The following is a 22995-nucleotide window of genomic DNA, read 5'->3' on the forward strand; positions in this document are numbered from 1 at the left end:
CGCCGAGATATCGGCGCTGCGTCTGGCGACGGCGGATGTCCGCCTGGCAGCATGCGGCCTTGCTTCGGGGGGGCCTAAGCGAGGCCGCTGCCTGGCGCTGGCGTCGGGGCCGCAGCCCCTGCTGCAGTGCCTGCGGGCGCTGGCCGCAAGTCCCCCCGCGGCAGGGGGGTCGGTCGCGACGCGGGAAGCGCCCTGCCCTACTCGCCCGCGTACGGCGACCGAGGCCGGCGCCGGGCCGGTCGAGCACGAAGCGCACGTAGAGGTTGGTGCTGAACTGGGTGTAATCGCGGACGTTGTTGAAGATCAGCTGCCCGCCCAGGAACAGCTGCGGGGCCAGCTGCCACACGGCCGCGCCGGCGATGTTGAGGCCGGCGGTCAACGCGTGGCTATCGGTTTCCAGCGCGTGCACATACACGCTCAGGTCCAGCTAGCGGTGGGTCGTTGTCGGCGACGTTGTGGCCGACCAGGCGAGGGGCGCTCAGGTTGGCGAGCCGCCAAGCACGCCGTTGTCGAGCGTGGCCGACAGGCGCACGCCGTTGCTGGTCACCCCCGTCCCAGCCGAGCCCGGCGCGGCCGTCGTCGACGCCGGCGAAGGACCGCAGGCGGTTGCTGACCGCGCGCCGGAACGCCCGGCCCGAAAGGGTGGACAAAAGCTACCCAGCAAACACAGTGCCAAGATGGGAAAAAACCGTCATTAATGCGATAACTTTCTCATTCTTACGGCATGTGGTCGCCGACTGTTGCGCGACAGCACAGCCCTTCGCGCCTACGCAGGACTGCCGCCATTTTCGTCGCAAGCGGCCAGGGCGTGGCAGCGCACGTCTCACTCTCGCGGATCGGCCGCCACCGCAAAGACGTGCCGCAGATAGGCAAGATAGGCCGGGTCGTCGCACAGATTCTTGCCCGGCGAGTCGCTGAGCTTGGCCACCGGCTGGCCGTTGCAGCGGACCATCTTGATGACGATCTGCAGCGGCGCCGGCCCCAGATCGTTGGTGAGGTTGGTGCCGACGCCGAAGGCGAGCATGCAGCGGCCGTGGAAGTGCGCGTACAGCCGCATCACCTTGTCGATGTCCAGGCCGTCGCTGAACACCAGGACCTTGCCGCGCGGGTCCACCCGCTGCCGCTGCAGGTGCGCCAGCACGCGCTCGCCCCATGCGAAGGGATCGCCGGAATCGTGGCGCATGCCGTCGAACAGCTTGCAGAAATACAGGTCGAAGTCGCGCAGGAACGCGTCCAGGCCGACCACGTCGGACAGGGCGATGCCGAGGTCACCGCGGTATTCGCGCGCCCATGACTCCAGTGCCGCGGCCTGCGAATCACGCAGCCGCGGGCCCAGCGCCTGGAACGCCTGCAGGTATTCGTGGGCCATCGTGCCGAGCGGGGTCAGCCCGTAGCGATGCGCGAAATACACGTTACTGGTGCCGACGAACTGGGCGCCCAGGGTCTGCTGCAGCACCGGCAACAGCTCCCCGTGCCAAGCCCGCGAATAGCGGCGGCGGGTGCCGTAGTCGGCGATCGCGCAGCCGCCATAGCCGCTACTGTCGCGCAGCAACGCGATCTTGGCCTGCAGCCGGCGCAGGCCTTCGGCATGGTCGTCGCCGCCGGTGGTGCGGAACCAGACCTCGTTGACGATCGCCAGCAGCGGCACTTCGAACAGGATGGTGTGCAGCCACGGCCCGCGGATGCTGAGCTCGATCTCGCCCGGCACCGTGGCCGAGGCCTGCAGCTGCAGGTACTTGCGGTCCAGATGGAACAGCCCGAGGAAGTCGACGAAGTCCGGCTTGATGAAGCGCAGGCCGCGCAGGTAGTCCAGTTCCTCGGCGCGGAAGCGCAGCGCACACAGCGCGTCGATCTCGTCGGAGATCTGCCCGATGAACTGCGCCAGGTCGATGCCGGGCGTGCGGCACTTGAAGCGGTATTCCACCTGCGCACCGGGATGCTGGTGCAGCACCGCCTGCATCATGGTGAACTTGTAGAGATCGGTGTCGAGCAGCGAATCGATGATCATCGCGCGATTATGCGCCCGCCGTATTGCCGGCTCCCGCCTTTACCCTGCAGGAGCGGCTTCAGCCGCGACAGACATCATCCGGCAAGACCAGGTCGCGGCTGAAGCCGCTCCTGCAGGAAGCGTCAGCGCGCCAGCACCGCCTGCGCGGGCTTGTGCTGCACGGTGAAATCGCTGTCGTGCGCGCCGCCGGCGTCCGGGTCGGTGTACCAGCACCAGAGCGCGATGCCGGCGATGCGCTGCTCGCCGAGTACCCGGCGCCAATCCTGCAGCACGTGTGCCTGCAAGGCGGTATCCACCGCGGCGCTGCGTTGCTCGGGACTCTCCCAGGGCGCGGCCAGGCTGCCGCGCGCCGAGCGCAGCCCCAGTTCCGCCACCCACACCGGACGCCCGCGGCGCGTGCCCAGCGCCTGCGCCCGCGCCGCCGCCGCGCGCATCTGCGTCAAGCGCTGTGCCGGCACCGCCGACAACGCCGGATACAGGCTGGTGCCGACGAAATCGAAGCGTTCCCAGTAATCGAACCGCTCGGCCTGCTCCAGGCCATCGGCCACATAGCCGAGCGGACCGCGGTAGACCTGGCGCACCGCCGCCACCAGCGCCGGCCACTGCGGCGCATCCTGCAGACCGCGCAATTCGGTGCCGACGATCAAGGCCTCGGCGCGCTCGTCGGCGGCGACCTGCGCCAGCTGCAGCAGCGCGCGCTGGTAGGCGCCGAACCAGGCCGCGCGATCGGCCGGCGCGGCGTCGCCAGCCCAATGTCCCGGAATCCACAAATGCACCTTCAGCACCGGCTGCAGGCCGGCCGCGCGCATCTGCCGCAGGCCGGCACGCACCTGCTGCACGCTGCTGTCGCTGCCCAGCACCGGATCGTCGGACTGCGGCGTGGCCTGCCAGACGAAGGCGACCAGCAGCGCGCGCGCGGCACCGGCATCGGCCAACTGCTGCAGCGAACGCTGCGCCGCGTCGCTGCCCCACGGCGCCTGCGCCGACACCTTGACGTTAGCGCCCATCCACGGCGCTGCCGCGGGCGTGGCCGCGCCGCAGCCGCACACGCTCATCGCGAACAGCATGCCCAGCAGCCACCTCAAGGCAATCGACGCCATACCCGGTAGGACCCTTGTCGGTAGACCAGACTGTAGCCCGGTAGACCGTGTCGCCACAGCTGCGGCAGGCGCCGGTTGACGCTGTCCAGCCCCCCGGCCTGGCTGGCCGGATCGGCCACCACCACCTGCGCCGGCATCTGCCGCGAGTCGTCCAGCGCGCGCTTGAAGCGCGGGTCGAACGGCAGGATCAGGCCCTGCGCATCGCCGCGCGCCACGATCACCGCGTAGCCGGCGCGATCGTCGAGCAGGGTCGGCAGCCGCGCCTCGGCCAGCCAGGCGCCCAGCCGCGCTTCGTCCGGATGCCGCGGCGCCACCGGCGCGTACAGCGCCGCAGCCCAATCGCGGGTGGTCGACGCGGCGGTCTGGGCGATGACCCAGCCGCTGGCGACGGCGCCGAGCAGCAGCAACGCCAACGCCGGCCAGCGCAGCGCACGGCGCAGGTCGCCCAGCAGCAACGCCGCCGGCACCACCATCAGCGCCAGGAAATCCAGCGGCTGCGCGCTGAAGCGCGCCCATGCCGCCAGCGTGCCGGCACCGATCACGGTGACCGTCGCCACCAGCACGCAGCGCCAGGTGCTGCTGAGCCGGGTGCGCCGCACCAGCAACAGCAGCGGCGTGGTGACCAGACCGGCCAACGCCAGGTACAGCGGCGGCCACCACGGCCGCGCCATCGCCTGCTGCAGCCACGGCTGCAGCGCGGCCTGCGCGTAGCTGCCGCGGAACGCCGAATGCTGGTCGCGCACGAACAGCAACGCATCGCCGAAGAACAGATAGTTCAGATACATCCAGGTCGCGACCGCGAACAGAAACGGCAGATAGCACACCAGGTAGAACGGCAGCGGCGCGCGCCGCAGCATGCCCTGCGGCGCGATCAGGCCCAACCACGGCGCCATCGCCATGGCCAGAAAGCAGGCGCGTTCGTCGACGAAGAACAGCAGGCACAGACACAGCGCCAGACGCAGGTAGGCGAAGGCTTCCGGATCGCCGCGGAGATGGCGCAGCGCGCGGCAGGTCAGATAGAACACCAGCAGGCCCAGACCCTGGTTATTGCCCGACAGCGTCGGCCACAGGAAGAACGGCTGCAGCACCAGCGCCGCGCACAGGCCCCAGGCCCAGGCACGGCCCAGGCCCGCGGCGAGGTCGCGCCACAGCAGGGTTAGCAGCGCCGCGCCGGCAAGCACATCCACCAGGTACGGCAGCAACGGCGTGGACAAGCCCGGCACGCCGCCGATCAGCAGGCCCAGGTACAGCGAGGCCTGCGCGTACAGGAAGCCCAGGTATTCGGTGCGGAACCCGGCCGCGTCGCGCAACAGCAGCAGCTTGGCGTACTGCGCCATCGCGTCGTCGCTCATGTAGCCGTGCGCGAGCAAGCGCTGGCACAGCAGCGCCAGCAGTGCCGCGGTGACCACGAACACCGCCACGCCGCGTGGGCGCCGCGGCGTCTCAGTCGTCGAGTGCGGCGCGGCGCTCTTCGGCCATGTGCTTGCTGATGCCATGGGTGGTCTTTTCCCAGTAGAACGGATTGTGGATGAGCTGCCACAGGCCCTTGTAGGCAGCGACCGATTGCAGCAGCCAGTACAGCGGCACGGTCAGCGCGTACGGCGCCAGCCGGAAGTAGTCGCGCTTGAACGCGGCCAGCAAGGTCATATAGATCAGGAAGCCGTTGCCCAGCAGCAGGTTGAGCATGCTCAGGTACAGCAGCGCGGGCGGGAAGAACGGATTGAACACATGGGTGTCGGTCAGCGCCCAGATGCCGTAGATCAGCCACATCGGCGGGGCGATCAGCGCGGTGAAGAAAGTCCCGCCGACGAAGAACTGGAAGCCCCAGAAGCCGCGGAAGCCGACCGAGCGGTACAGCTGCACCGGATCGCGCATGTGCACCAGCCAGGTCTGCATGTAGCCCTTGAGCCAGCGCGAACGCTGCCGGATCCAGTTGGGAATGCTGACGTTGGCTTCCTCGAACGTGGTCGAGTTGACCACGCTGACCCGGTAGCCCTGCTGGGTCAGGCGCACGCCCAGGTCGGCGTCCTCGGTGACGTTGTACGGGTCCCAGGCGCGCACCTTGCGCAGGATGTCCAGGCGGAAATGGTTGGAGGTGCCGCCCAGCGGGATCGGAATGCGCAGGGTTTCCAGCGCCGGCAGGTAGAAGTCGAACCACAGCGTGTATTCCAGCGTGAACATACGCGTGAGCCAGTTCTCGTCGGCGTTGTAGTAGTTCAACCGCGCCTGGATGCAGGCCACGTCGGCCGGCGACTTGCGGAACGCGGCGACCGCGCGCTTGAGTTGGTCCGGCTCCGGCTTGTCCTCGGCATCGTAGATGGTCAGCATCTGCCCGCGCGCGAACTGCAGCGCGTAGTTGCACGCCTTGGGCTTGGTCTTGGGCTGCGACGGCGGCACCCGGATGATCTCGAAGAACGCCTCCAGGCCCAGCGCCTTGGCCGCCTCGATGGTCTCGGTGTCGTCGGCCTCCAGCACCAGCTTCACGTCCAGCTTGGAGGTCGGGTAGTCGAGCCGGCGCAGCGCGTTGGCCAGGATCGGCAACACGTCCGGCTCCTTGTACATCGGCACCAGCACCGTATACACGGGCAGGTCCTCGTCGCTGAGCGCGGCCACTTCCGCGTCGGTGACCTTGATCTCGATGCGACGCCGCGCGCCCAGCCAGGCCAGCGCGAACTTCAGCGCGAACGTGGCCACGAAGGCGATGCCGACCACGCTGTTGATCGCGATCAGGACGGGCACCGGCCAGATCAGCAGGGCCAGCAGCAACAACAGCGCCACGGTGCACAGCGACACCACCTGCTTGCGGGTGACCACCTGCTTGGCCGAATGCTCCGGCGCGTGTTCGGCAAGCAGGTTCAGCGCATCGTGGGTGAGCTGCGCATCGGCCTGCTGCTGCAGGCCCCAGACGATGTCGAACTTGGAGGTGCCGACGAAGCGCACGTCGGCGCCATACGCGCTGCGCGCCCAGGCGAAGGTCTCCGGGCCGGGATCGGCCACCGCCAGCACCAGCCGGCCCTCTTCCATCCGCCATGGCAGCACCAGGCGCTGCGCGTAGTCGGCCAGCCGCTCCGGTTCGAACAGCGCCGGGTCGATCGGCTGCTGCAGCAGGTTGACGAAGTTCAGCCCGAAATGCGCCGACAGCACCGTGTAGAAGCGCAGCGCGGTGACACCGCGCTGCGCCAGCACCACGTCGCCCAGGCGCGAACGCCAGCGCGCCTGCAGCGCCAGTGCCTCCTGCAGCTGCGCCGCGTCGATGACGCCGGCTTCGACCAGCGCGGTGCCGATCGGGGTCTGCCAGCCGCGCGGCTCGGGCATGCTGCCGAGCGGACCGATCGCCTCGCCAGGCATGCCGAGCGCGGCGGGAGGATTCAGCGCCGCCACCGTCAGAACCGCCACCAGGCGGCGACGAACGGGCCGCCGGCGCCGCCGGTGTTGCGCCCGGCCACCGGCTGCTGATAGCCGAGCTGCAATTGGGTGCCGCCGGGCAGCGTATGCAGCAGCGAGGCCTGCAGCTTGGTCAGGTCGTAGTTGTTGCCGCGGATCGGGGTGCTGTCGCCGGGCGCGTAGACCGGGTTGGGGCCGTTGCCGTTGCCCAGGCTCTGGATCACGTTGAGTTCGCCGATCAGCATCCAGCGCGGCGCCAGCGCCAGGCCGCTGCTGATGTCCACGCGCGCCTCGTCGGCGGAATCGCCGCCGCGCAGGCGCACCGCCGCGCCGAGATCCACATAGCCGTCGAGGTTGCCGGCACGATAACCGCGGCCGAGGCTGTAGCGCAGTTCGGCGCCGTAGTCGCCCTGCCCCAGCGCCGGATGGTCGCGGTTGTCGGCATCCTGGCGGCTGTAGCCGGGAATCAGCGCCAGCACCTGCAGCGCGCCCTGCCACGGGCCGTCGCGGCCGTCCGGGTCCAGGCGGTAGCGCAGGCCGATTTCCTGGTCGGCCCAGCCGGTGGTGTGCTGATTGCCGTAGTGTCTGTCGTTGCGATAGCCGACCTTGCTGAAATAGACGTTGCCAACCAGGGTCAGGTCCGCGCTCAGCGCGTACTCGGCGTACAGGTTCAGTTGGTCCTGGCGGCTGCGCCCGGCATCGGGGAAATTCTGGTCCTGGCCGTGGCTGTTGTAGACCGCGCCACCGTCGCTATGGCTGGCCTTGAGGATCACCAGCGCGGCGCCTTCGTCCTGCACCCAGGCACCGGCGCAACAGGGTCCGGCGGCCAAGGCGGCCAGGCCCAGCGCCAATCGCGACAGCGTGCGTGCGCGACGGCCGGGGCGGTGCCGCGCGCCACCGCTGTTGGCTATGGAAGCGGGTGCCGCGCATACGTGCAACCACGAGCGCGCGCGCTCGGCGTAGGACTGGTTCATCGCAGTTGTTTCCTGGAGGGGGGCCCCTGAAACAGGGAGCAGGAAACGATTCCGTCGCGGAATCGCGACAGGAACGTAGCACTTTTTCAGGGTGATTCACATCACACGATAACTGAATGCCCATCACGCATGCAGCGTGTCGTAGCGCACGCACCAGCCTGGTGCACGGTTCAGCCAGGGCGGCGCCAGCACAAGCGGGCGAAGGTCACCCAGGCATGCAGCCAGATTACCGCCCACACCGCCGCACGTACCGGCGCAGGGCGTGCAGGCGCCTCGAACTTGCGGAAATAGCGCCACAGCCCGCGATGCTTGTGCCATTCCACGAACCAGGGCCGCTTGCGGCTGGAGACGCCGCGCACGTGCAGCACGCGCAGGCGGTTGCACACCGCCACCGTGGCCCCGGCCTGGCGCGCGCGGCGGCACAGGTCCAGGTCCTCGGCATGCAGGCGGTAGCCGGCGTCCCAGCCGCCGATGCGCTCGAACAGCGCCCGCGGCAGCAACATCAGCGCACCGGAGATCGCGTCCACGCGCTGCAGCGGCTGCGCCGGATCGGCCGCCAGCGCCAGCCGCGAACCGGCCAGCGGGTGCCGCAGCATCGCGGCGAAGTCCGGATCGCGGCGGCGCACCGCGGCGTCGGCGCGGCCGTGCTCGTCGATCTGCTCCACGCCGAGCAAGGCATCGCCGAGCGCGGCGACCTGCGCGCGCAGTAGCGCCAGCGTGTCGGCCTCCACCATCAGGTCCGGATTGACGAACGCCAGCCACGCCGCATCGCTGGCCGCCGCGCCCTGGTTGCAGGCGCTGGCGAAACCGGGATTGTCGGGGTTGGCGATGAAGCGCACGCGCCGGTCCTCCAGCGCGTGGCGCTGCACGATCGCCAGGGTGTTGTCGCGCGAGGCGTTGTCGACCACGCGGATCTGCGCGACCTCCGCCGCCGTGCGCAGCCGCTGCAGGCAGGCGTCGATGGTGCTGCCGCTCTCGTAGGTCACCACCACCACGGCCATCTGCTGTTCGCTCATGCGCCGATTATCCGGGCAAAGTGGCGCGTGCAGAAGGTGCGGCGCCTGGCTGGCGTCCGCGCACGGCGCGCCTGCGGCGTGGGCGCCGCGCCGACGCGGTAGAATCCGCGGTTCCATGCATTGCGCGGTGTAGATGACGGCTAACGCCCACTACGGCGCGCTGCCGCCAGGATCGCGACGCATCGGCCGCCCAGCTCGCTGGCGGCCGTGCCTGCCGATGGCCCGGCAGCGTCGCCGCGTTTCGACCGATGTCGCCATCGGCCGCAGCCGCGAGCTTCTGCGTTCCTGGTCTAGACCAAAACCCGAAAAGCGCGACGCAGCGGGCCATTGCGACGCCAGGCGCGCGTCCCCGCCTGCGCGAGCGGCCCGATGAGCGCACATCAGATGCATGGCATGAGCCTGGCCCCAGCCGCGGCGGACTGGCCGCCGCTGGGTGACGACGAGGTGGACGCCCTGCTGCGGCACATGGCCCTGCCCGACGCGGTCCGCGCCTTGCGCTGGCACAGCCCGCGTCCGTTCTCCGCCGCGGCCGAGGTCGACAGTGCGGCCGGCACCCTGTTCGTCAAGCGCCATCACCGCAGGCTGCGCGATGCGCGCACGCTGGGCGAGGAACATCGCTTCATCGAGCATCTGCGCGCACGCGGCGTGCCGGTCCCGGAACTGCTGCGCACGCCCGACGGCGCCAGCGCGGTGGAACTCGGCGACTGGACCTACGAAGTGCAGCGCGCCGCCACCGGAGAAGACCTGTACCGCGACACGGCCTCGTGGCTGCCGTTCGCCGGCACCGGGCACGCGCAGGCCGCCGGGCGCTCGCTCGCCCTGCTGCACCGCGCCGCCGCCGGCTATTCGGCGCCGCCACGCAGCACCGCACTGCTGGTCGCCAACCTGCACCTGTTCGGCCACGCCGATCCGCTGCAGGCCGTGCAGCAAGACCTGCACGGCCGGCCAGCACTGGCCGCGTGGCTGCAGCGGCGCGACTGGCGCGGCGACCTGCGCCGGCATCTGCTGCCGTGGCACGCGCGCGCCTGGCCGCTGCTGCGCTCGCCAGCGCCGCCGCTGTGGACGCATGGCGACTGGCACGCCTCCAACCTGCTGTGGCGCGGCCACGGCGCGGCGAGCGAGGTCAGCGCGGTGTTCGATTTCGGCCTGGCCGACCGCACCTTCGCTTTATTCGATCTGGCCACCGCGATCGAACGCAACCTGGTGCCGTGGCTGCAACTGGACGTCGGCGGCTGCGCGCCCGCCGAACTCGATCAACTCGACGCGCTGCTGCACGGCTACGCGCAGGTACTGCCGTTGGACGCGGCGCAGCTGCGCCTGCTGGCCGCCCTGCTGCCGATCGCGCATGCCGACTTCGCGCTCAGCGAGATCGATTATTTCGCCGGCATCACCGGCTCCGAGGCCAATGCCGATATCGCCTATCACCGCTACCTGCTCGGCCATGCCGACTGGTTCGGCGGCGACGAGGGCCAGCGCCTGCTGCGGCAGCTGCAGCGGCACACGGACGCAGCGCAATGAGCGCAGCCCGTTCGTCGCCGCGCGCGCCCATTGCGCGTGCATGCCGCGCCGCGCTGCCGGCAGCGCGTCTGCCCTCGCATCCGCATCGGCCTTTCCCATTCCGACTCCCGCTTGGAGGTTCCCCCATGTCCCATGCCTTCCCCGCACTCGCGCCGCTCACCCTGGCGTTGGCACTGGCCGCCACCGCCGCACCGGCACGCGCTAGCGATGCGGACACGCAGACGCCGGTCGAGCTGGACGCGGTCAACGTGCAGGGCGAGCAGCCACGCCACCGCTCCACGCTGGGCGGCTACGGCGACGCCGCGCTGCTGGACACCCCCGCCTCGATCGGAGTGATCGACCGCGCGCAGCTGGACGACCGCCAGGTGCGCGTGCTCAGCGAAGTGCTGCGCGCCGACGCCGCGGTCGGCGACAGCTACGCGCCGATCGGCTACTACGAGAACTTCGTGGTGCGCGGCTATTCGCTCAACGCCGCCAACAGCTACCGGATCAACGGCCTGACCGTCACCGGCGAGCAGAACGTGGCGCTGGAAAACAAGCAGCAGGTGCAGCTGCTCAAGGGCCTGTCCGGGCTGCAGTCCGGGCTCACCGAGCCGGCCGGCGTGATCGACTACATCACCAAGCGCCCGCAGCAGGTGCGCACGCTGGTCCTGGGCACCGACGACGACGGCGGCCGCTACGCCGCGGTGGACCTGGGCAACTGGTTCGGCCGCGACCGCCAGTTCGGCCTGCGCGTCAACGCCGCGCACGAGGACATCCGCAGCTACGTCGCGCATGCCGACGGCCACCGCAACTTCCTGTCGCTGGCCGCGGACTGGAACATCGATGCGCAATCGACGCTGCAGCTCGACGTGGAAGACCAGGACCGGCAGCAACGTTCGGTGCCCGGCTATCAACTGCTCGGCGGCGAGCGCGTGCCCGGCGACGTATCGGTGCACCGGCTGCTGGCCTACCAGCCCTGGTCCAAGCCGGTCGGCATCGACTCGCTCAACGCGCAACTGCGCTATCAATACCGCTTCAACGACGCCTGGCGCGCGCAATTGGCGGCCGCGCACAGTCGCGCGGTGATCGACGACTATTCCAGCTTCGCCTGGGGCTGCTACGGCGCGGCCAGCTGCGCCAACGATGCGATCCCCAACCACTTCAGCCGCGAAGGCGACTACGACCTCTACGACTACCGCAGCCCGGACGACACGCGCCGCAACGACCAGGTGCAGGCGACCGTGTCCGGCAGCTTCGCCACCGGCGCGCTGCAGCACCAGCTCAACATCGGCGTGGACTACCTGCAGCGCACCATCGATCGGCACGGCGCGATCAACGCATTGATCGGCAGCGGCAACATCGCCGCCGATCCGCCGCTGCTGGCCCAGGCCGACGCCGAACTCGACCCCAAGCGCCGGCGCCTGGACAGCACCCAGCAATCGCTGCTGGTCAGCGACCGCATCGGCATCGGCGAGGCCTGGCAGCTGCTGCTGGGCGCGCGCCAGGTGCGCTACGACGAGCGCGCCTGGGACCGCGACGGCGCGCTGACCCGCCACACCCGCCGCTCGCAACTGCTGCCGCAGGCGGCGCTGCTGTTCAAGCCGCAGGACACGCTGTCGCTGTACGCCAGTTTCGCCAAGGGCCTGGCGCCGGGCGGCACCGCGTCGTGGTTCGCCAGCAACGCCGATGCGATCCTCGCCCCGACCAGCGCCTACCAGACGGAAGCCGGCCTGAAATACGAGCGCGACGGCCTGGCGCTTGGCGCGGCCGTGTTCGACATGCGCCAGGCCTATCAGTACGCGCAGCCGCAGGCCGACGGCAGCTTCCTGTACCTGCAGCAGGGCCGCCTGCACAACCGCGGCATCGAACTGTCGGCCGACGGCACGGTCGGCGCGCGGCTGCACGTACAGGCCAGCGTCGCCGGCCTCCGCGCGCGCGCCGAGGACACCGGCACGCCGGCCTACGAAGGCCACCAGGCACTGAACGTGCCCAGGCTGCGCGCCAGCGCCCAGGCCAGCTGGGACGTGCCGGGCGCGAGTGGCCTGGCGCTGCTGGGCGGCGCGCAGTACAGCGGTGCCAAGTACGCCGACCGCAGCGGCCGCGTCGCCGTCGGTGGCTACACCGTCTACAACGTGGGCGCGCGCTACGCGACGCGGCTGGGTACGCTGCCGACCACGCTGCGGCTGAGCGTGGACAACCTGACCGACAAACGCTACTGGCGCGACGTCGGCGAGTACCTGGGCGACGACTATCTGTTCCCGGGCGCGCCGCGCACCGCGCGGCTGGCGCTGCAGTTCGATTTCTGACCCGGGACGCTGTCGCGGGGCAAATTTCTGTCAAGCGATTTGAAAAAAGTGCTGATTTTTTTTGAAAAAGTGGCTTTTTTTTGCGGCTTCAGCCCAACCGCTTTTCTGTGGGAGGGGCTTGAGCCCCTCCCACAGAAAAGCGCAGAAACTGCGGACTTGCGAAAGTCCCGAGTCCCGAGTCCCCGGTCCCGACTCCACACCATCCAACCACCGAGCCCCACCCCCATGTCCCCCCTCGAACTCCTCGCCGTGCTGGTCAATGTGCTCGGCGTCTGGCTGACCGCGCGCCGGGTGCGTTGGTGCTGGCCGGTCAACGTGGTCGCGGTGCTGCTGTACGCGTGGCTGTTTTACCAATGGAAGCTGTACTCGGACATGCTGCTGCAAGGCGTCTACGTGTTTCTGCAGGGCTACGGCTGGTGGCGCTGGAGCCAGGGCCGGCTCGACCACGGCAAGGTGCAGGTCGGTCCGCTGCCGCGGCGCGAGGGCGTGCTATCGCTGCTGGCCGGCGCCGTCGTCGCGCTGTCGCTGGGCTGGCTGATGCACCGCCACACCGATGCCGCGCTGCCGTGGCTGGACGCGGCGCTGTCCGCCTTCAGCCTGGTCGCCAGCGTCTGGGCGGCGCGCAAACGCATCGCCAACTGGGGCCTGTGGATCGTGCTGGACTGCATTTATGTCGGCGTCTTCGTCTACAAGGGGCTGTATCCCACCGCGGCGCTGTACGCCGGCTTCGTGGTGCTGGCGATCTACGGCCTGCGCCTGTGGCAAGCGCAGCAGCGCGGCACAGCCGCGGCGCCATGAACCTACAGCGACGTGCGCCACGGATAAGGCGGCGTGCGTCATTGCGGCGACAGCCCAGCGCAGCCGCTGCCGGCACCGCAGCGCGTGCACGTCCGGCACGGGCACGCTAGCCTCTGCCGCACTGCGACGGAGACCCCATGCCCACACCAATCAATCCCGCCGCCGGCTTCGGCCAGCGCATCGTCGATGCACTGCTGACGCGCATCGCCGGCGGCGAGTGGGCGGCGGACCAGCGCCTGCCGGTGGAGCGCGAACTGGCTGCGCTGTTCGGCTGCACTCGTATCACCTTGCGCGAGGCGCTGCAACAACTGGAATCGGAAGGCTACATCTACCGCGAGAACCGGCGCGGCTGGTTCGTCAGCGCAGCGCGCGTTCGCCACGATCCCTCCAGCATCGCCGGCTTCATGCAGTACGTCGCCGCGCAAGGCGGTACGCCGCGTACCGAACTGCTCGGTGCGCGTCGCCAGCCGGCCGGCACGACGCTGGCGCGGCACCTGGAACTGGACGATGCCGAGGCCGAGGTGTTCGTGCTGCAGCGCCGGCGCTGGATCGGCCGCCGCGCGGTGCTGCTGGAGACCAATGCGATTCTCGCCGCGTGGGCGCCGACCCTGCTCGATCACGACCTGGCCGGCTCGCTCAGCACCGTGCTGGAACAACAGCTCGGGCTACGCCAGGCGCGCAGCCGGCTGTCGATGTATCCGGCCACGCTGGTCGCCGAGCAGGCCGCGCTGCTGCAGTCCACCGCCGGCACGCCGTGCTTCCGGCTGCAGCGGGTCAGCTACGCGGCCGACGGCCGCGCGGTGGAATTGGATATCGAGTCCTGGCGCCACGACGTGCTGGAAGTGACGGTGGAGGTGCAAGCGCCGCCGGAGTAAGGCCGGCGCGCGTCCGGCGGTGGCGGGCGGCTCCGGCCACGTCCGCCCGGCCCGGCCCGGCAATGGCATCGCGAATGGGCCGACCAAGGCCGCGCACGGCGGATGTGCCAAAGCCAACGACCATTACCGACTTCTTGAAACTTGTGGGAGCGATTTCAGTGGCGACAGGCTTTACCGGTAGAGCCCGTCGCCACTGAAGTCGCTCCCACAACATTCCGCCGATCGACAACACTCCGCCGATTGGCCGATTGCAAATGCCCGCGTCGAAAGCGCGTTAGGCGTCGAACAGCGCGCGCTGCGGGTCCGGCGGCGGCAGCTCGGCGTACAGGCGTTGCAGCTGCTCGCGGCGCGCGCGCAGCGGATCGTGCATCAGGAAGCCGGCCAGCCGCGCATGCCAGGCCGGCCAGCGCGTGGCCAGCGCGTCCATGTCGCCGTCGGCGGCGCAGCCCTCGCCGCTGCACCCCACATAGGCGGTTTCGCACAGCACGTTGCGCCAGCCGAGTCCGGCCATGCGCAGCGATAGGTCGATCAGGGCCGCGTACCAGGAACCGTAACTGCTCGCGTCCAGGCCGCCGGCGCGCTGCCGCGCCGCGCCGCGCAGGGCCACCGCATGGCACACCGCCGACGGCAGTTCCGGATGCTCCGGCGGCAGCGCCGCGCAGGCGCGTGCCAGGCGCTCGCCATCGTCGGGCAGCGGATTGATCTCGCCCAGCCGCGGCCAGGCGCAGGCTTCGCCCGCATTGCTCCACGGCGTGGCGCTGGCGATGGCTGCATCGCGCGCCAGGCATGCGCTCAGTTGCTGCAGCCAGCCGGGCAGCGGCTGCGCGTCCGCGGCCAGCACCACCACATCGGCGGCGGCGCAGGCGCGCAGCATTTCATCCAGGTGCGCGACCTCGCCGAGCATGCGCGGGCGCCGGGTGTAGTCGGCCTGCAGGCGGGTATGCGCAAGCCACGCCTCGATCACCCGGATGCCGCGCGGTCCCGCCTGCGCGTCGTCGGCCAGCCACACGCGGGTGCCGGCCGGGGTATGTGCCTCCAGCGCGCCCAGGCATGCGTCCAGCGCGACGTCGTCGACGCCGACCGGCAGCAGCACGATGGGCAGGGTCACCTGCGCTTACTTCTTGCCCGCTGCCGGCAGCGGCTGCATCGCCTTGAACTTCTGCCCGTACTCGTCGGTGAGATTGCGCGCTTCCTGCGGGTTGCGCACGATCGACGGGGTGATCAACACGATCACTTCCTGGCGTGCCTGGTCCTTGCTCTTCTGGCCGAACAGCGCGCCCACCACTGGCAGCTTGCTCAGGAACGGCACGCCGTCGCTGCCATCGGTGGTGCTGTCGTTGATCAGGCCCGCCAACATGATGGTATCGCCACTCTGCACGGCGGCCTCGGTCTTGACCCGGCGCGTATTGATCGGAACGTTGCAGGCGGCGCTGGTGGCATTACTTGCACCGCAATTTGCGGAGGCGGCAGCCGGGGAACTGACTTCCTGCACGATGTCCAGAAACACCATGCCGTCCTTGGTCACCCGCGGACGCACCTTCAGGATCACGCCGGTATCCAGGTACTGCACCTGGGAATAGCTCGTGTCCACACCGATGCCGGTGTTGATGGAAGTCGAGTTGATCGGGATACGCGTGCCCACGTTGAGGGTGGCCTCGGCGTTGTTGCGCACGAACACCGAGGGCGTCTGCAGCAGCTTGACGTTGGTGATCTGGTCCAGCGCGTTGATCACCGCCGCGGCGTTCTTGCCGAGGAAAGTCCAGCCGAGACCCCCATTGGTGACCTTGCCAGCGATGTCACCCCAGATGCTGCGTCCCGCGGCGCTGGGCAGACCGGCGCCGGCGCCGAGTCCGGTGCTGTTGGCCACGTTTCCGTCGGCGGAGGCATTGACCGAATTCTCGAAGAACCAGTTCACGCCGTACTGCAATTTGCCGGTCAGGCTGACCTCGGCCACCTGCGCCTCGATGTGCACCTGCATCGGCATCACGTCGAGCTTCTCGACCACGTCGCGGATCGAGCGCCACGACTGCGGCGTGGAGCGCACCAGCAAGGTGTTGGTTTCTTCCACCGCCGACACGCCGACCTTGTCGCCCTGCACGTCCAGGGTCACGCTGCCGTTGCCGGAGGTGTGCGGCGACAGCTGCAGGTTGCCGCTGCCCAACCCGCCGCCACTGCCGGACGAGGAACCGCCGCTGCTAGAGGACAGGCTGTCGCTGCTGCCATTGAGGCCGCCACTGCCACCCAGGCCGCCATCGCTGCTGCCGTTGAGGCCACCGTTGAAGCCGCCGTTGAGGCCAACGCCGCCCATCTGGCTGAGTTGCGTGCCCGGCATCAGCGAGGCGTTGGAGTCGCCGTGATTGCCGCCGGCGCCGAACACTTCGGCCAGGCGGTCGGCCAGGTCCTTGGCCTTGATGTATTTCAGCTCGTAGGAGAACAGCCGGCTGCCGCCGCCGGCGCTGTCGATGCGGTCCAGCCAATCGTGGATCTGGTCCAGATAGCGCGCCTGCGGGGTGATCACCAGCACCGCGTTGGCGTTCTCCAGCGGCATGAAGCGGAACATGCCGGCGCTGGGCGTCTTGCTGTTGTCGCCGAACACCTTCTCCAGGTCGGCGGCGACCTGCTCGGCCTTGCCCGACTGGATCGGGAACACGCCCACCGACATACCCGACAGCCAGTCCACGTCGAAGATCTGCACGGTGCGCAGGTAGTTCTCCAGTTCCGCACGGGTGCCGCCGAGGGTGATGACGTTGCGCGCGCCGTCGATGCCGACGATCGCGTTCGGCCGCGCGTACGGCTCCAGCACCTTCTTCATCTCGCTGGCGGAGATGAATTTCAGCGGCACCACCCGCACCTCGAAGCCGCGCGCACTGGCCGGCGAGGCGGTGCTCGGCGCCACGGTGCCGGCCAGGGCCTGGTCGGCGGGCACGATGTTGTAGCGGCCGCCGCTGTAGACCATGCGCGCGTTGTTCCAGCCCAGCACCATCTCCAGCAGGTTCAGCGCCTGCGCCGGCGACACCGGCTTGGGCGTGGCCAGGGTCACCGTGCCCTGCACGCCCGGCGCGATCACGTAGTTCTGCCCGAGCATGTCGCCGAGGATCGCCTTGACCACCGCGTGCACCGACTCGCCTTCGAAGTTGAAGGTGGCGCTGCCGCTGCTGGCGTTGGCCAGCGACGGCGCTGGCGCGGCGGCGGCACTGGAATTGATCATGGTGCCGCTGCCGCGGCGGATCACCGGGGCCACGCGGTCCGGAATGTCGTTGGGATCGGCTGCGCCGGCCGGCCCGCCGGCGGTGCCGCTGGTGCTGCCGGCGGCGCCGACCTTGGGATCGATCGCGGCGCCGCGGCGGACGTCCGGCGAAGGCGTGGTGGCGCAGCCGGCCACCAGGCCGATCGCGAGGAACAGGGAAAACAAGCGCGGCGTCATGCGATCACTCTTCAAGGGTTCTGGCCGGGGTTGGTGCCGTTCTGGCGCTGCTGCTGCAACTGCCGGCGGCGGGCTTCGATACGTTCACGGATGGCTTGCAACTGTTGCGTCGACGGCGCCGGCGCGGCCGCCGGTGCGCTCGGCGCCGGGGTCGGCGGCGTCCCGTTGGCGCCCGCCTGCGGCGTGGCGGCGACGGGAGTGGCCGGGGCGTTGAGCGCAGGCGCAGCAGGTGACGATTGCGCCGCCGGCAACGGCGGCATGCCCGGCGGGCGGGCGCCCTGGCCGAGCGCGGTCGGCGGTTGCCCGCCCTTGCCGTCGAACACCTGCAGCTCCAGGGTCTGGGTACCGCTGCCGCCGCTGACCACCGCACGCCGCGGCTGCAGCGACAGCAAGCGCCAGCCCTTGACCGGGTCGTGGCCTTCCTGCAGGCGCAGCGATTCGCCCTGCTCGGTGGTCAGCGTGGCCATCTTGAAGCTGTCGGTGAGCAGCACCCCGGTCAGGCGCACGCTGGGCGCGCCGGCCTGGCCGTTGTCGGCGCTGAGAAAGAACGGATGCGGCAGGCGGTCCTCGGCGAACACCGGACGCGCGGCGATCTCGGCATAGCGCGAATAATCGCCGAGGCGCTCGGCGGACGCGGCCGGCAAGCTCGGCAGGCGCTGGGTCATGCCCGGATCGTCGGGCAGCGGCACGATGCGCTGGCCGAGCCCGGCCAGGCCCAGCGCCCAGATCAGCAGCCCCCAAAGCGCCAGCGTCGCCAGCCATACGGTGCGCAGCCCGATCGCTTCAATTCGCATGCGCGCCCTCCACTTGCTGCGGCGGCTGCGCGGCGGCATCGGGCATGGCCGGTGGGGCCTGGGTGGCGGCGGGGTCGCTCGGGCCGGACCCGGCAGGCGTGCCGGCGTCCATCGCCGGCGCGCCCCCCGGCGCCGGCATGCCTGGGGCCATGCCGGCGGCCGCAGGCGACGCCGGCATCGCGTTCGGGCGCAGATAACCGGCCAGTTCAAAGGCCACGTCCAGGCCGTTGCCGCTCTCGCCCGGCGACAGTTGGTAGCGCTGCGCCATCACGTTGAGGTTGTCCACGAACAGCGCCGGGCTGCCGCTTTCCAGCGCGTGCAGCACCGCGGCCAGTTCCGGTGTGCCGCAGCGCAGCCGCACCTGCACCGCGACGCGGGTGAAGCGGTCGCGACGGTTGTCGGCGGCCAGCGGCGAGCGGTTGCTGATCGCGCAGCTGCGGTTGCCGGGGCTGGCGGTGGCCACCGCGCTTTCCAGGCGCTGCACCAGCCCGGCCGAGGCCAGCTCGGCCGAGGTCTCGCGCAGGAAGCCCGGGCGCGTGGCCAGCTCGCGTTGCGCCTGCTGCAGCCGTTGCGCCACCTGCGGCGCCTGCTGCAACTGCATGCGCACGCGCAGTTCGCGCTGGCGCAATTCCTGGATCTGCGCCTCGACCTCGCGCATCGGCACGGTCCACCACGGATGCACCAGCAGCAGATAGGCCAACGCCAGCGCCGCCAGCAGCAGGCCCAGCGCCAGCCAGCGGTCGCGCTTATCGACCTGCACCGGCATTGGCGGCCTCCTTGCGCTTGGTCCCGGCCAGTTCGGCGGTCAGGGTGAAACGGTCGCGGTGGCTGCCCGGATCGGCCTGCAGCACGCCGGTCAGCGACGGCGTGTGCCACAGCGGCGAGCCCTCCAGCCGCCCGACCAGCGAGGACGCCTCGCTGCTGAGGCCGATCAACTGCAACTGGTCGCCTTCGACCGAGAATTTTTCCAGGTAGGTACCCTCGGGCAGGCGCTTGCTCAGTTCGTTCCAGATTTCCAGCGCGGTCGGGCGCTCGGCGCGCAGTTGGTCGAAAAACGCCGCGCCTTCGACCAGATCGACCAGTTGCTGGCGCTGCGCGGCCACGCCGCGTGCGCGCTGAGCGCCGCTGTCCACTTGCGTGCGCAACTGCTCGAGCGCGTCGCGGCGGTTGTCCAGCAGCTGCCAGCCGGCGGCAAACAGCGCCAGCAGCGCGGTGGCAGCGAGGATCGCGTTCCAGCGCCGCATCGGATCGACGCGGCGATGGCGCTGCTCCGGCGGCAGCAGATTCACGCCCAACGGCGTGCCGTCGGCCGCGGCGACATCGACCCCGGCCAGGGTCGGGCGCAGCGGACCGGCGCTGGCGTGCAGTTCGTCCAGCACGCGGCGCGGCGCGACCACCAGTTCGGCGTCCAGTTGCGCATCGTCGCGGCGCGCGCCGGGGCGCACGTCGTAGACCACCTGGTCGGCCTGGAACGGCGTTTGCCGGTCGATCTCGAACCTGACCACGTCGCGCAAATGCTCGGCGGCCGCGGCAGGCAGGCGCAGCGTGCGCTGCAGCGCGGCGGGCGCCGGCAGCAGCCACACGCGCGGCAAGGCGGCCAGGCGCGGGCCGAGCACGGCCTCCAGGTCGCTCGGCAGCAACGGCCACGGCAACGCCAGCGGCGTGCCCAGTTCGGCATCGACCTGGCGCGCGACCACTAGCTGTTCGCCCTCGCGCCACAGCAGCAGCCGCGCCTGCGACCAGCCCAGCTGCAGTTGCCAGCGCGGCGGCAGCCACGCCATCAGCGAACGCTGCCACCAGGCCAGCAAGCCGCCGGCACCGGGCGCCATGCGCACGCCGAGCTTGTTCATCGTGTCACGCCACGCAGTCATCGAACGGCCGATCCTTCTTCCCATCGCAGCACAGTGTAGGCGCTGCCCGGTAGTGCCGACGAGCCTGGGCGCACCACGGCGCGCAGCACCGCCTCGCGTCCGGCCGCCAGTCGCGCGCGGCTTTCGATGCTGTAGGTGCCGCCACCGCCGCCCATCCCCGCGGTCTGCACCGGGTCGTTGCGCTCGCGTAGCGCCAACACCTGCTGCGCATCCAGGCCGAGTGCGGTCAGCACCGGCGCCGGCGCGAACTCCGGCGACGGGCGCGAGATACCGCTGTACAAGGTCAGGTTCGGCAGCAGCTTGACGTACAGATCCGCATCCATGCCCAGCACCAGTTGCAGTTCGGCCAAGCTCTCGAATGGCGCGTCCTTGGCGCCGTAGGGCAGCCCGGCGGCGGCGTAGTCCGGGTCCTCGGCGCCGCCGTTGGGCTGGCTGAGGTTGTCAGGGTCGCGCCAGTCCACGATCGCCGCGGCGATGCGGTCGGCGTGCTGCGGATCGCCACCGACCGCGCGCACCAGCGCCGCCAGCAACGGCGGGTCGGCCAGGTTCAGATCGAGCTTGCCGCTCTCGTCGGTGACCCGCAGGTCGATGGTGGCGTCTTCGTACTGCCAGCGGTAGCGGCGCCCGTCGGCGCGCCAGCCCGGCTGCGTCGGCGTGCCGGCGAGCCGGGTCAGCGCGTACTCCAGCCCGGCGCGGGCGCGCTCCTGCGCCGCCGCGCCGTCGCCCAGCACCTTACCCTGCAGGCCCTCGGTGCGAGCGGTCAGCGCGAACGCCCCGATCAACGCGGTCAGCAGTGCGATCAGCCACAGCACCAGCACCAGCGCCGCGCCGCGCGCCTGCCCGGGTGCCGCGCTCATTGCCGCGCCTCCGCGCTGCCGGCCTGGCGCAACGCCACCACCAGCGGCGGCCACACCATGCCGTCGTCGCTGCTCAGCTCGATCGACACCAGCAGCGGCAACTGGTCGGTGTGCTCCCAGCGTTCCTGCCAGGGGCCGATGCTGCCGCGCTCAGGATCGATACCGCGATAGCGGAAGCGCACCTGGCGCAGGCCCTCGGCCAGCGGCTCGGGCGGGCGCGGCTTGGCGTCGGCGATCTGCTTGCCGGCCTGCACCTGCACCAGCGCGATCGCCAGGCGCTGCCGGCCAGCGTCGCCGCTGACGCTGAGGTCGTGCACATAGGGACCGCCGCGGCCCAGGTAGTCGGGAAGATCGGCGACGAACTGCATGCGTTGCGGCTCGCCGACGAAGCGCACCGGCTGCAGGGTGCGGCTGTCGATGTCCAGCGCCAGCGCTTGCGCGCCGCTCAGGCGCCGGCGCAGGAAGCCCTCGACCGCGCGCATGCGCTCGCTGCGCCCAGCGATGGTCTCGCCGCGGCCGCTGATCGCGGTGGCCGAGCGCAGCGTGGCGAAGGCCAGGGTCAGCCCGCCGACCAGCAGCACCGTGGCCAGCAGCACTTCGATCAGGGTGAAGCCGTGTGCGGCGGCACGGCCCGGCGCGCGGCTCACTGCGGCATCCCGTTGGCCGGCGCGCTGACCAGCCGCAGCGTCTTCCACTGCAGCGCCTGTGTCGGTGCATCGCCCCAGCGCACCTGCAGGTTCAGCTGCAGCAGCGTCGGCGCGCCTGGCGTCATGGTCGTCTCCGGTGGCCGCCGCGCATCGACGTACGGCGCCACGTCCAGGGTCCAGCGGTAATGGCCCTGCTCGAAGCTGCCCTGTGCGCGGCCGGGCTGCAGCGGCTGCTCCACGCCCTGCGCGGCCAGCAACGATTGCGCGTACAGCGTGGCGCGGCTGAGCTGGTCGGCGCGCTGGACCTGGCGCGCAGCGCCGGACAGCGAGCCGAGCAGCAAGGTCAGCGCCAGCGCCAGCAGCGCGAACGCCACGATCACCTCGATCAGCGTGTAGCCGCGCTGCGCCTTCATGGCATGCCCTGCTGCAGCGGCCGCCCGACCTTGACCTCGCCGGTCAGCCAGGCCACGTCGATGCGCCAGCTGGCCTTGCGCGTCAGCAACTCGATGCGCCCGCCTGTAGCCGCGCCGTCCTCGAAGAACTGGATCGCGCCTTCGTCCTGGCGCCGCTGCGCCTCGCGCGCGCCGCTGAAGCGGATCGCCAGCGACGCCGGGATTTCGCCATGGCGACCGTTGGGCGCCTGCCAGCGGTGCGCCTGCGGATCGATCAGGAAGCGTTGCGGCTGGCCGCTGGCGATCGCCTGCGCGCGCGTGTAGCGCAGCTGCGCGGCGATCTCCTTGGCCGACGAGCGCAGGCGCATGCCGTCGATGCCGCCGGTCAGCACCGACGCCGCCAGTACTGCGGCGATCGCAATCAGCCCCACCACCAGCAACATCTCCAGCAGCGACACCCCGCGCATTCGCGCAGGCGCCGGCGGTACGCACGCGTGCGCACCGCGCTGGAGAACGCCGGCAGAAGTGTGACTCACGATGCCGCGATCACTCGTACTTGATGTCGGCGTCGTAACTGGTGCCGCCGGGCTGGCCGTCCTTGCCTAGGCTGATCAGATCGAACGGCTTGCCGTCGCCGGGCACCTTGTACTCGATCGGATGGCCCCACGGATCGTTCAGTTCGGTGGCCTTGGCATACGGACCGAGCCAGCCGCTGACGCCACCTGGCGCGGCGACCAGATCGTCGAGCTTGGACGGCAGCTTGCCGGTGTCCAGCTGGTAGTTGTCGATCTTGCCGGCCATGGTCTGGATCTGCGACTTGGCCAGGTTGGCCTTGCCGCGATCGGCGCCGCCGAGCACGCGGCTGCCGACCAGGGTCAGCACTGCGCCGATCAGCACGATGACGATGATGATTTCCAGCAGGCTCATGCCCGACTGGCGTGCGGCGGAGGGGGAACGGGTCAGGGAGCGGATATTGCGCATTGCATCGGATCCTTGCGGTGGAAAGCCTATGTAGCCGAACGCGGTGACAAGCGACGCCGCCGCGTGCG

20 protein-coding genes and 1 pseudogene are annotated in these 22995 nt (G+C 70.4%); 4 read left to right on the forward strand and 17 right to left on the reverse strand.

From position 1 onward, the window contains the following. Positions 1–214: 214 nt before the first annotated feature. From E4A48_RS21160 to E4A48_RS13860, 7 genes and pseudogenes are all read right to left on the reverse strand, one after another. A pseudogene (locus E4A48_RS21160) lies at positions 215–638 on the reverse strand (cellulose synthase subunit BcsC-related outer membrane protein); the annotation flags it as partial. Positions 639–823: 185 nt separating this feature from the next. Beyond that, positions 824–2008: a nicotinate phosphoribosyltransferase gene (gene pncB / locus E4A48_RS13835; protein ID WP_039007739.1), complete on the reverse strand. Its 1185-nt coding sequence runs from the start codon at positions 2006–2008 to the stop codon at positions 824–826. 122 nt (positions 2009–2130) lie between these two features. Beyond that, complete coding sequence (locus E4A48_RS13840) at positions 2131–3108, reverse strand: glycoside hydrolase family 113 (protein WP_409976342.1); 978 nt, start codon at positions 3106–3108, stop codon at positions 2131–2133. Next, the gene (locus tag E4A48_RS13845; protein ID WP_142742609.1) at positions 3090–4604 is read right to left on the reverse strand and encodes a hypothetical protein; all 1515 of its coding nucleotides are present in this window, start codon (positions 4602–4604) and stop codon (positions 3090–3092) included. Before E4A48_RS13845 ends, E4A48_RS13840 begins: the two co-directional genes overlap by 19 nt. After that, positions 4552–6423, reverse strand: coding sequence for a glycosyltransferase family 2 protein (locus E4A48_RS13850; protein WP_260608133.1), 1872 nt, complete (start codon positions 6421–6423; stop codon positions 4552–4554). Before E4A48_RS13850 ends, E4A48_RS13845 begins: the two co-directional genes overlap by 53 nt. A 68-nt stretch (positions 6424–6491) precedes the next feature. Then, the gene (locus tag E4A48_RS13855) at positions 6492–7466 is read right to left on the reverse strand and encodes a hypothetical protein (protein WP_142742611.1); all 975 of its coding nucleotides are present in this window, start codon (positions 7464–7466) and stop codon (positions 6492–6494) included. 170 nt (positions 7467–7636) lie between these two features. Beyond that, positions 7637–8482: a glycosyltransferase gene (locus E4A48_RS13860; RefSeq protein ID WP_039007749.1), complete on the reverse strand. Its 846-nt coding sequence runs from the start codon at positions 8480–8482 to the stop codon at positions 7637–7639. Between the two features lie 369 nt (positions 8483–8851). On the opposite strand from E4A48_RS13860, the gene E4A48_RS13865 reads away from it, so the two are divergent. The 4 genes from E4A48_RS13865 (at position 8852) to E4A48_RS13880 (ending at position 13961) form a co-directional block, all read left to right on the forward strand. After that, the gene (locus tag E4A48_RS13865) at positions 8852–10000 is read left to right on the forward strand and encodes a phosphotransferase enzyme family protein (RefSeq protein WP_142742613.1); all 1149 of its coding nucleotides are present in this window, start codon (positions 8852–8854) and stop codon (positions 9998–10000) included. Between the two features lie 125 nt (positions 10001–10125). After that, complete coding sequence (locus E4A48_RS13870) at positions 10126–12288, forward strand: TonB-dependent siderophore receptor (RefSeq protein WP_142742615.1); 2163 nt, start codon at positions 10126–10128, stop codon at positions 12286–12288. Between the two features lie 225 nt (positions 12289–12513). After that, entirely contained in the window at positions 12514–13086 is a 573-nt protein-coding gene (gene pnuC, locus E4A48_RS13875; RefSeq protein WP_039007755.1) for a nicotinamide riboside transporter PnuC, read from the forward strand. Between the two features lie 137 nt (positions 13087–13223). Next, complete coding sequence (locus tag E4A48_RS13880) at positions 13224–13961, forward strand: UTRA domain-containing protein (RefSeq protein WP_142742616.1); 738 nt, start codon at positions 13224–13226, stop codon at positions 13959–13961. A 274-nt stretch (positions 13962–14235) separates the two neighbouring features. Here E4A48_RS13880 and E4A48_RS13885 read toward each other — a convergent pair whose 3' ends face one another. The 10 genes from E4A48_RS13885 to gspG form a co-directional block, all read right to left on the reverse strand. Beyond that, a complete protein-coding gene (locus tag E4A48_RS13885; protein WP_142742618.1) occupies positions 14236–15069 on the reverse strand; it encodes a glycosyltransferase in 834 nt (277 codons plus the stop codon). 6 nt (positions 15070–15075) lie between these two features. Next, positions 15076–17385 (reverse strand): type II secretion system secretin GspD, encoded by a 2310-nt coding sequence (gene gspD / locus E4A48_RS13890; protein ID WP_039007762.1) that lies wholly within the window; start codon positions 17383–17385, stop codon positions 15076–15078. A gap of 11 nt (positions 17386–17396) precedes the next feature. Continuing rightward, complete coding sequence (gene xpsN / locus E4A48_RS13895) at positions 17397–18179, reverse strand: type II secretion system protein XpsN (RefSeq protein ID WP_142742620.1); 783 nt, start codon at positions 18177–18179, stop codon at positions 17397–17399. Continuing rightward, entirely contained in the window at positions 18169–18945 is a 777-nt protein-coding gene (gene gspM / locus E4A48_RS13900; protein ID WP_142742622.1) for a type II secretion system protein GspM, read from the reverse strand. Before gspM ends, xpsN begins: the two co-directional genes overlap by 11 nt. After that, positions 18926–20050 carry a PilN domain-containing protein gene (locus E4A48_RS13905; protein WP_142742623.1) on the reverse strand — a complete coding sequence of 375 codons (1125 nt, stop codon included), beginning with the start codon at positions 20048–20050 and terminating at the stop codon, positions 18926–18928. Before E4A48_RS13905 ends, gspM begins: the two co-directional genes overlap by 20 nt. Continuing rightward, positions 20047–20907 (reverse strand): type II secretion system minor pseudopilin, encoded by an 861-nt coding sequence (locus E4A48_RS13910; protein ID WP_039007768.1) that lies wholly within the window; start codon positions 20905–20907, stop codon positions 20047–20049. Before E4A48_RS13910 ends, E4A48_RS13905 begins: the two co-directional genes overlap by 4 nt. After that, on the reverse strand, positions 20904–21554 hold the full coding sequence (locus tag E4A48_RS13915; protein ID WP_142742624.1) for a type II secretion system protein J: 651 nt from the start codon (positions 21552–21554) through the stop codon (positions 20904–20906). The genes E4A48_RS13910 and E4A48_RS13915 overlap by 4 nt, the downstream gene beginning before the upstream one ends. Continuing rightward, entirely contained in the window at positions 21551–21967 is a 417-nt protein-coding gene (gene xpsI, locus E4A48_RS13920) for a type II secretion system protein XpsI (protein ID WP_039007772.1), read from the reverse strand. The genes E4A48_RS13915 and xpsI overlap by 4 nt, the downstream gene beginning before the upstream one ends. Beyond that, positions 21964–22413 carry a type II secretion system protein XpsH gene (xpsH, locus tag E4A48_RS13925; protein WP_039007774.1) on the reverse strand — a complete coding sequence of 150 codons (450 nt, stop codon included), beginning with the start codon at positions 22411–22413 and terminating at the stop codon, positions 21964–21966. Before xpsH ends, xpsI begins: the two co-directional genes overlap by 4 nt. A 79-nt stretch (positions 22414–22492) precedes the next feature. Then, on the reverse strand, positions 22493–22927 hold the full coding sequence (gspG, locus tag E4A48_RS13930) for a type II secretion system major pseudopilin GspG (RefSeq protein ID WP_009575957.1): 435 nt from the start codon (positions 22925–22927) through the stop codon (positions 22493–22495). Between the last annotated feature and the right edge of the window lie 68 nt (positions 22928–22995).

Origin of the sequence: Xanthomonas translucens pv. cerealis, from assembly GCF_006838285.1 — a bacterium.
GTDB classification, from domain to species: Bacteria; Pseudomonadota; Gammaproteobacteria; order Xanthomonadales; family Xanthomonadaceae; genus Xanthomonas_A; species Xanthomonas_A cerealis.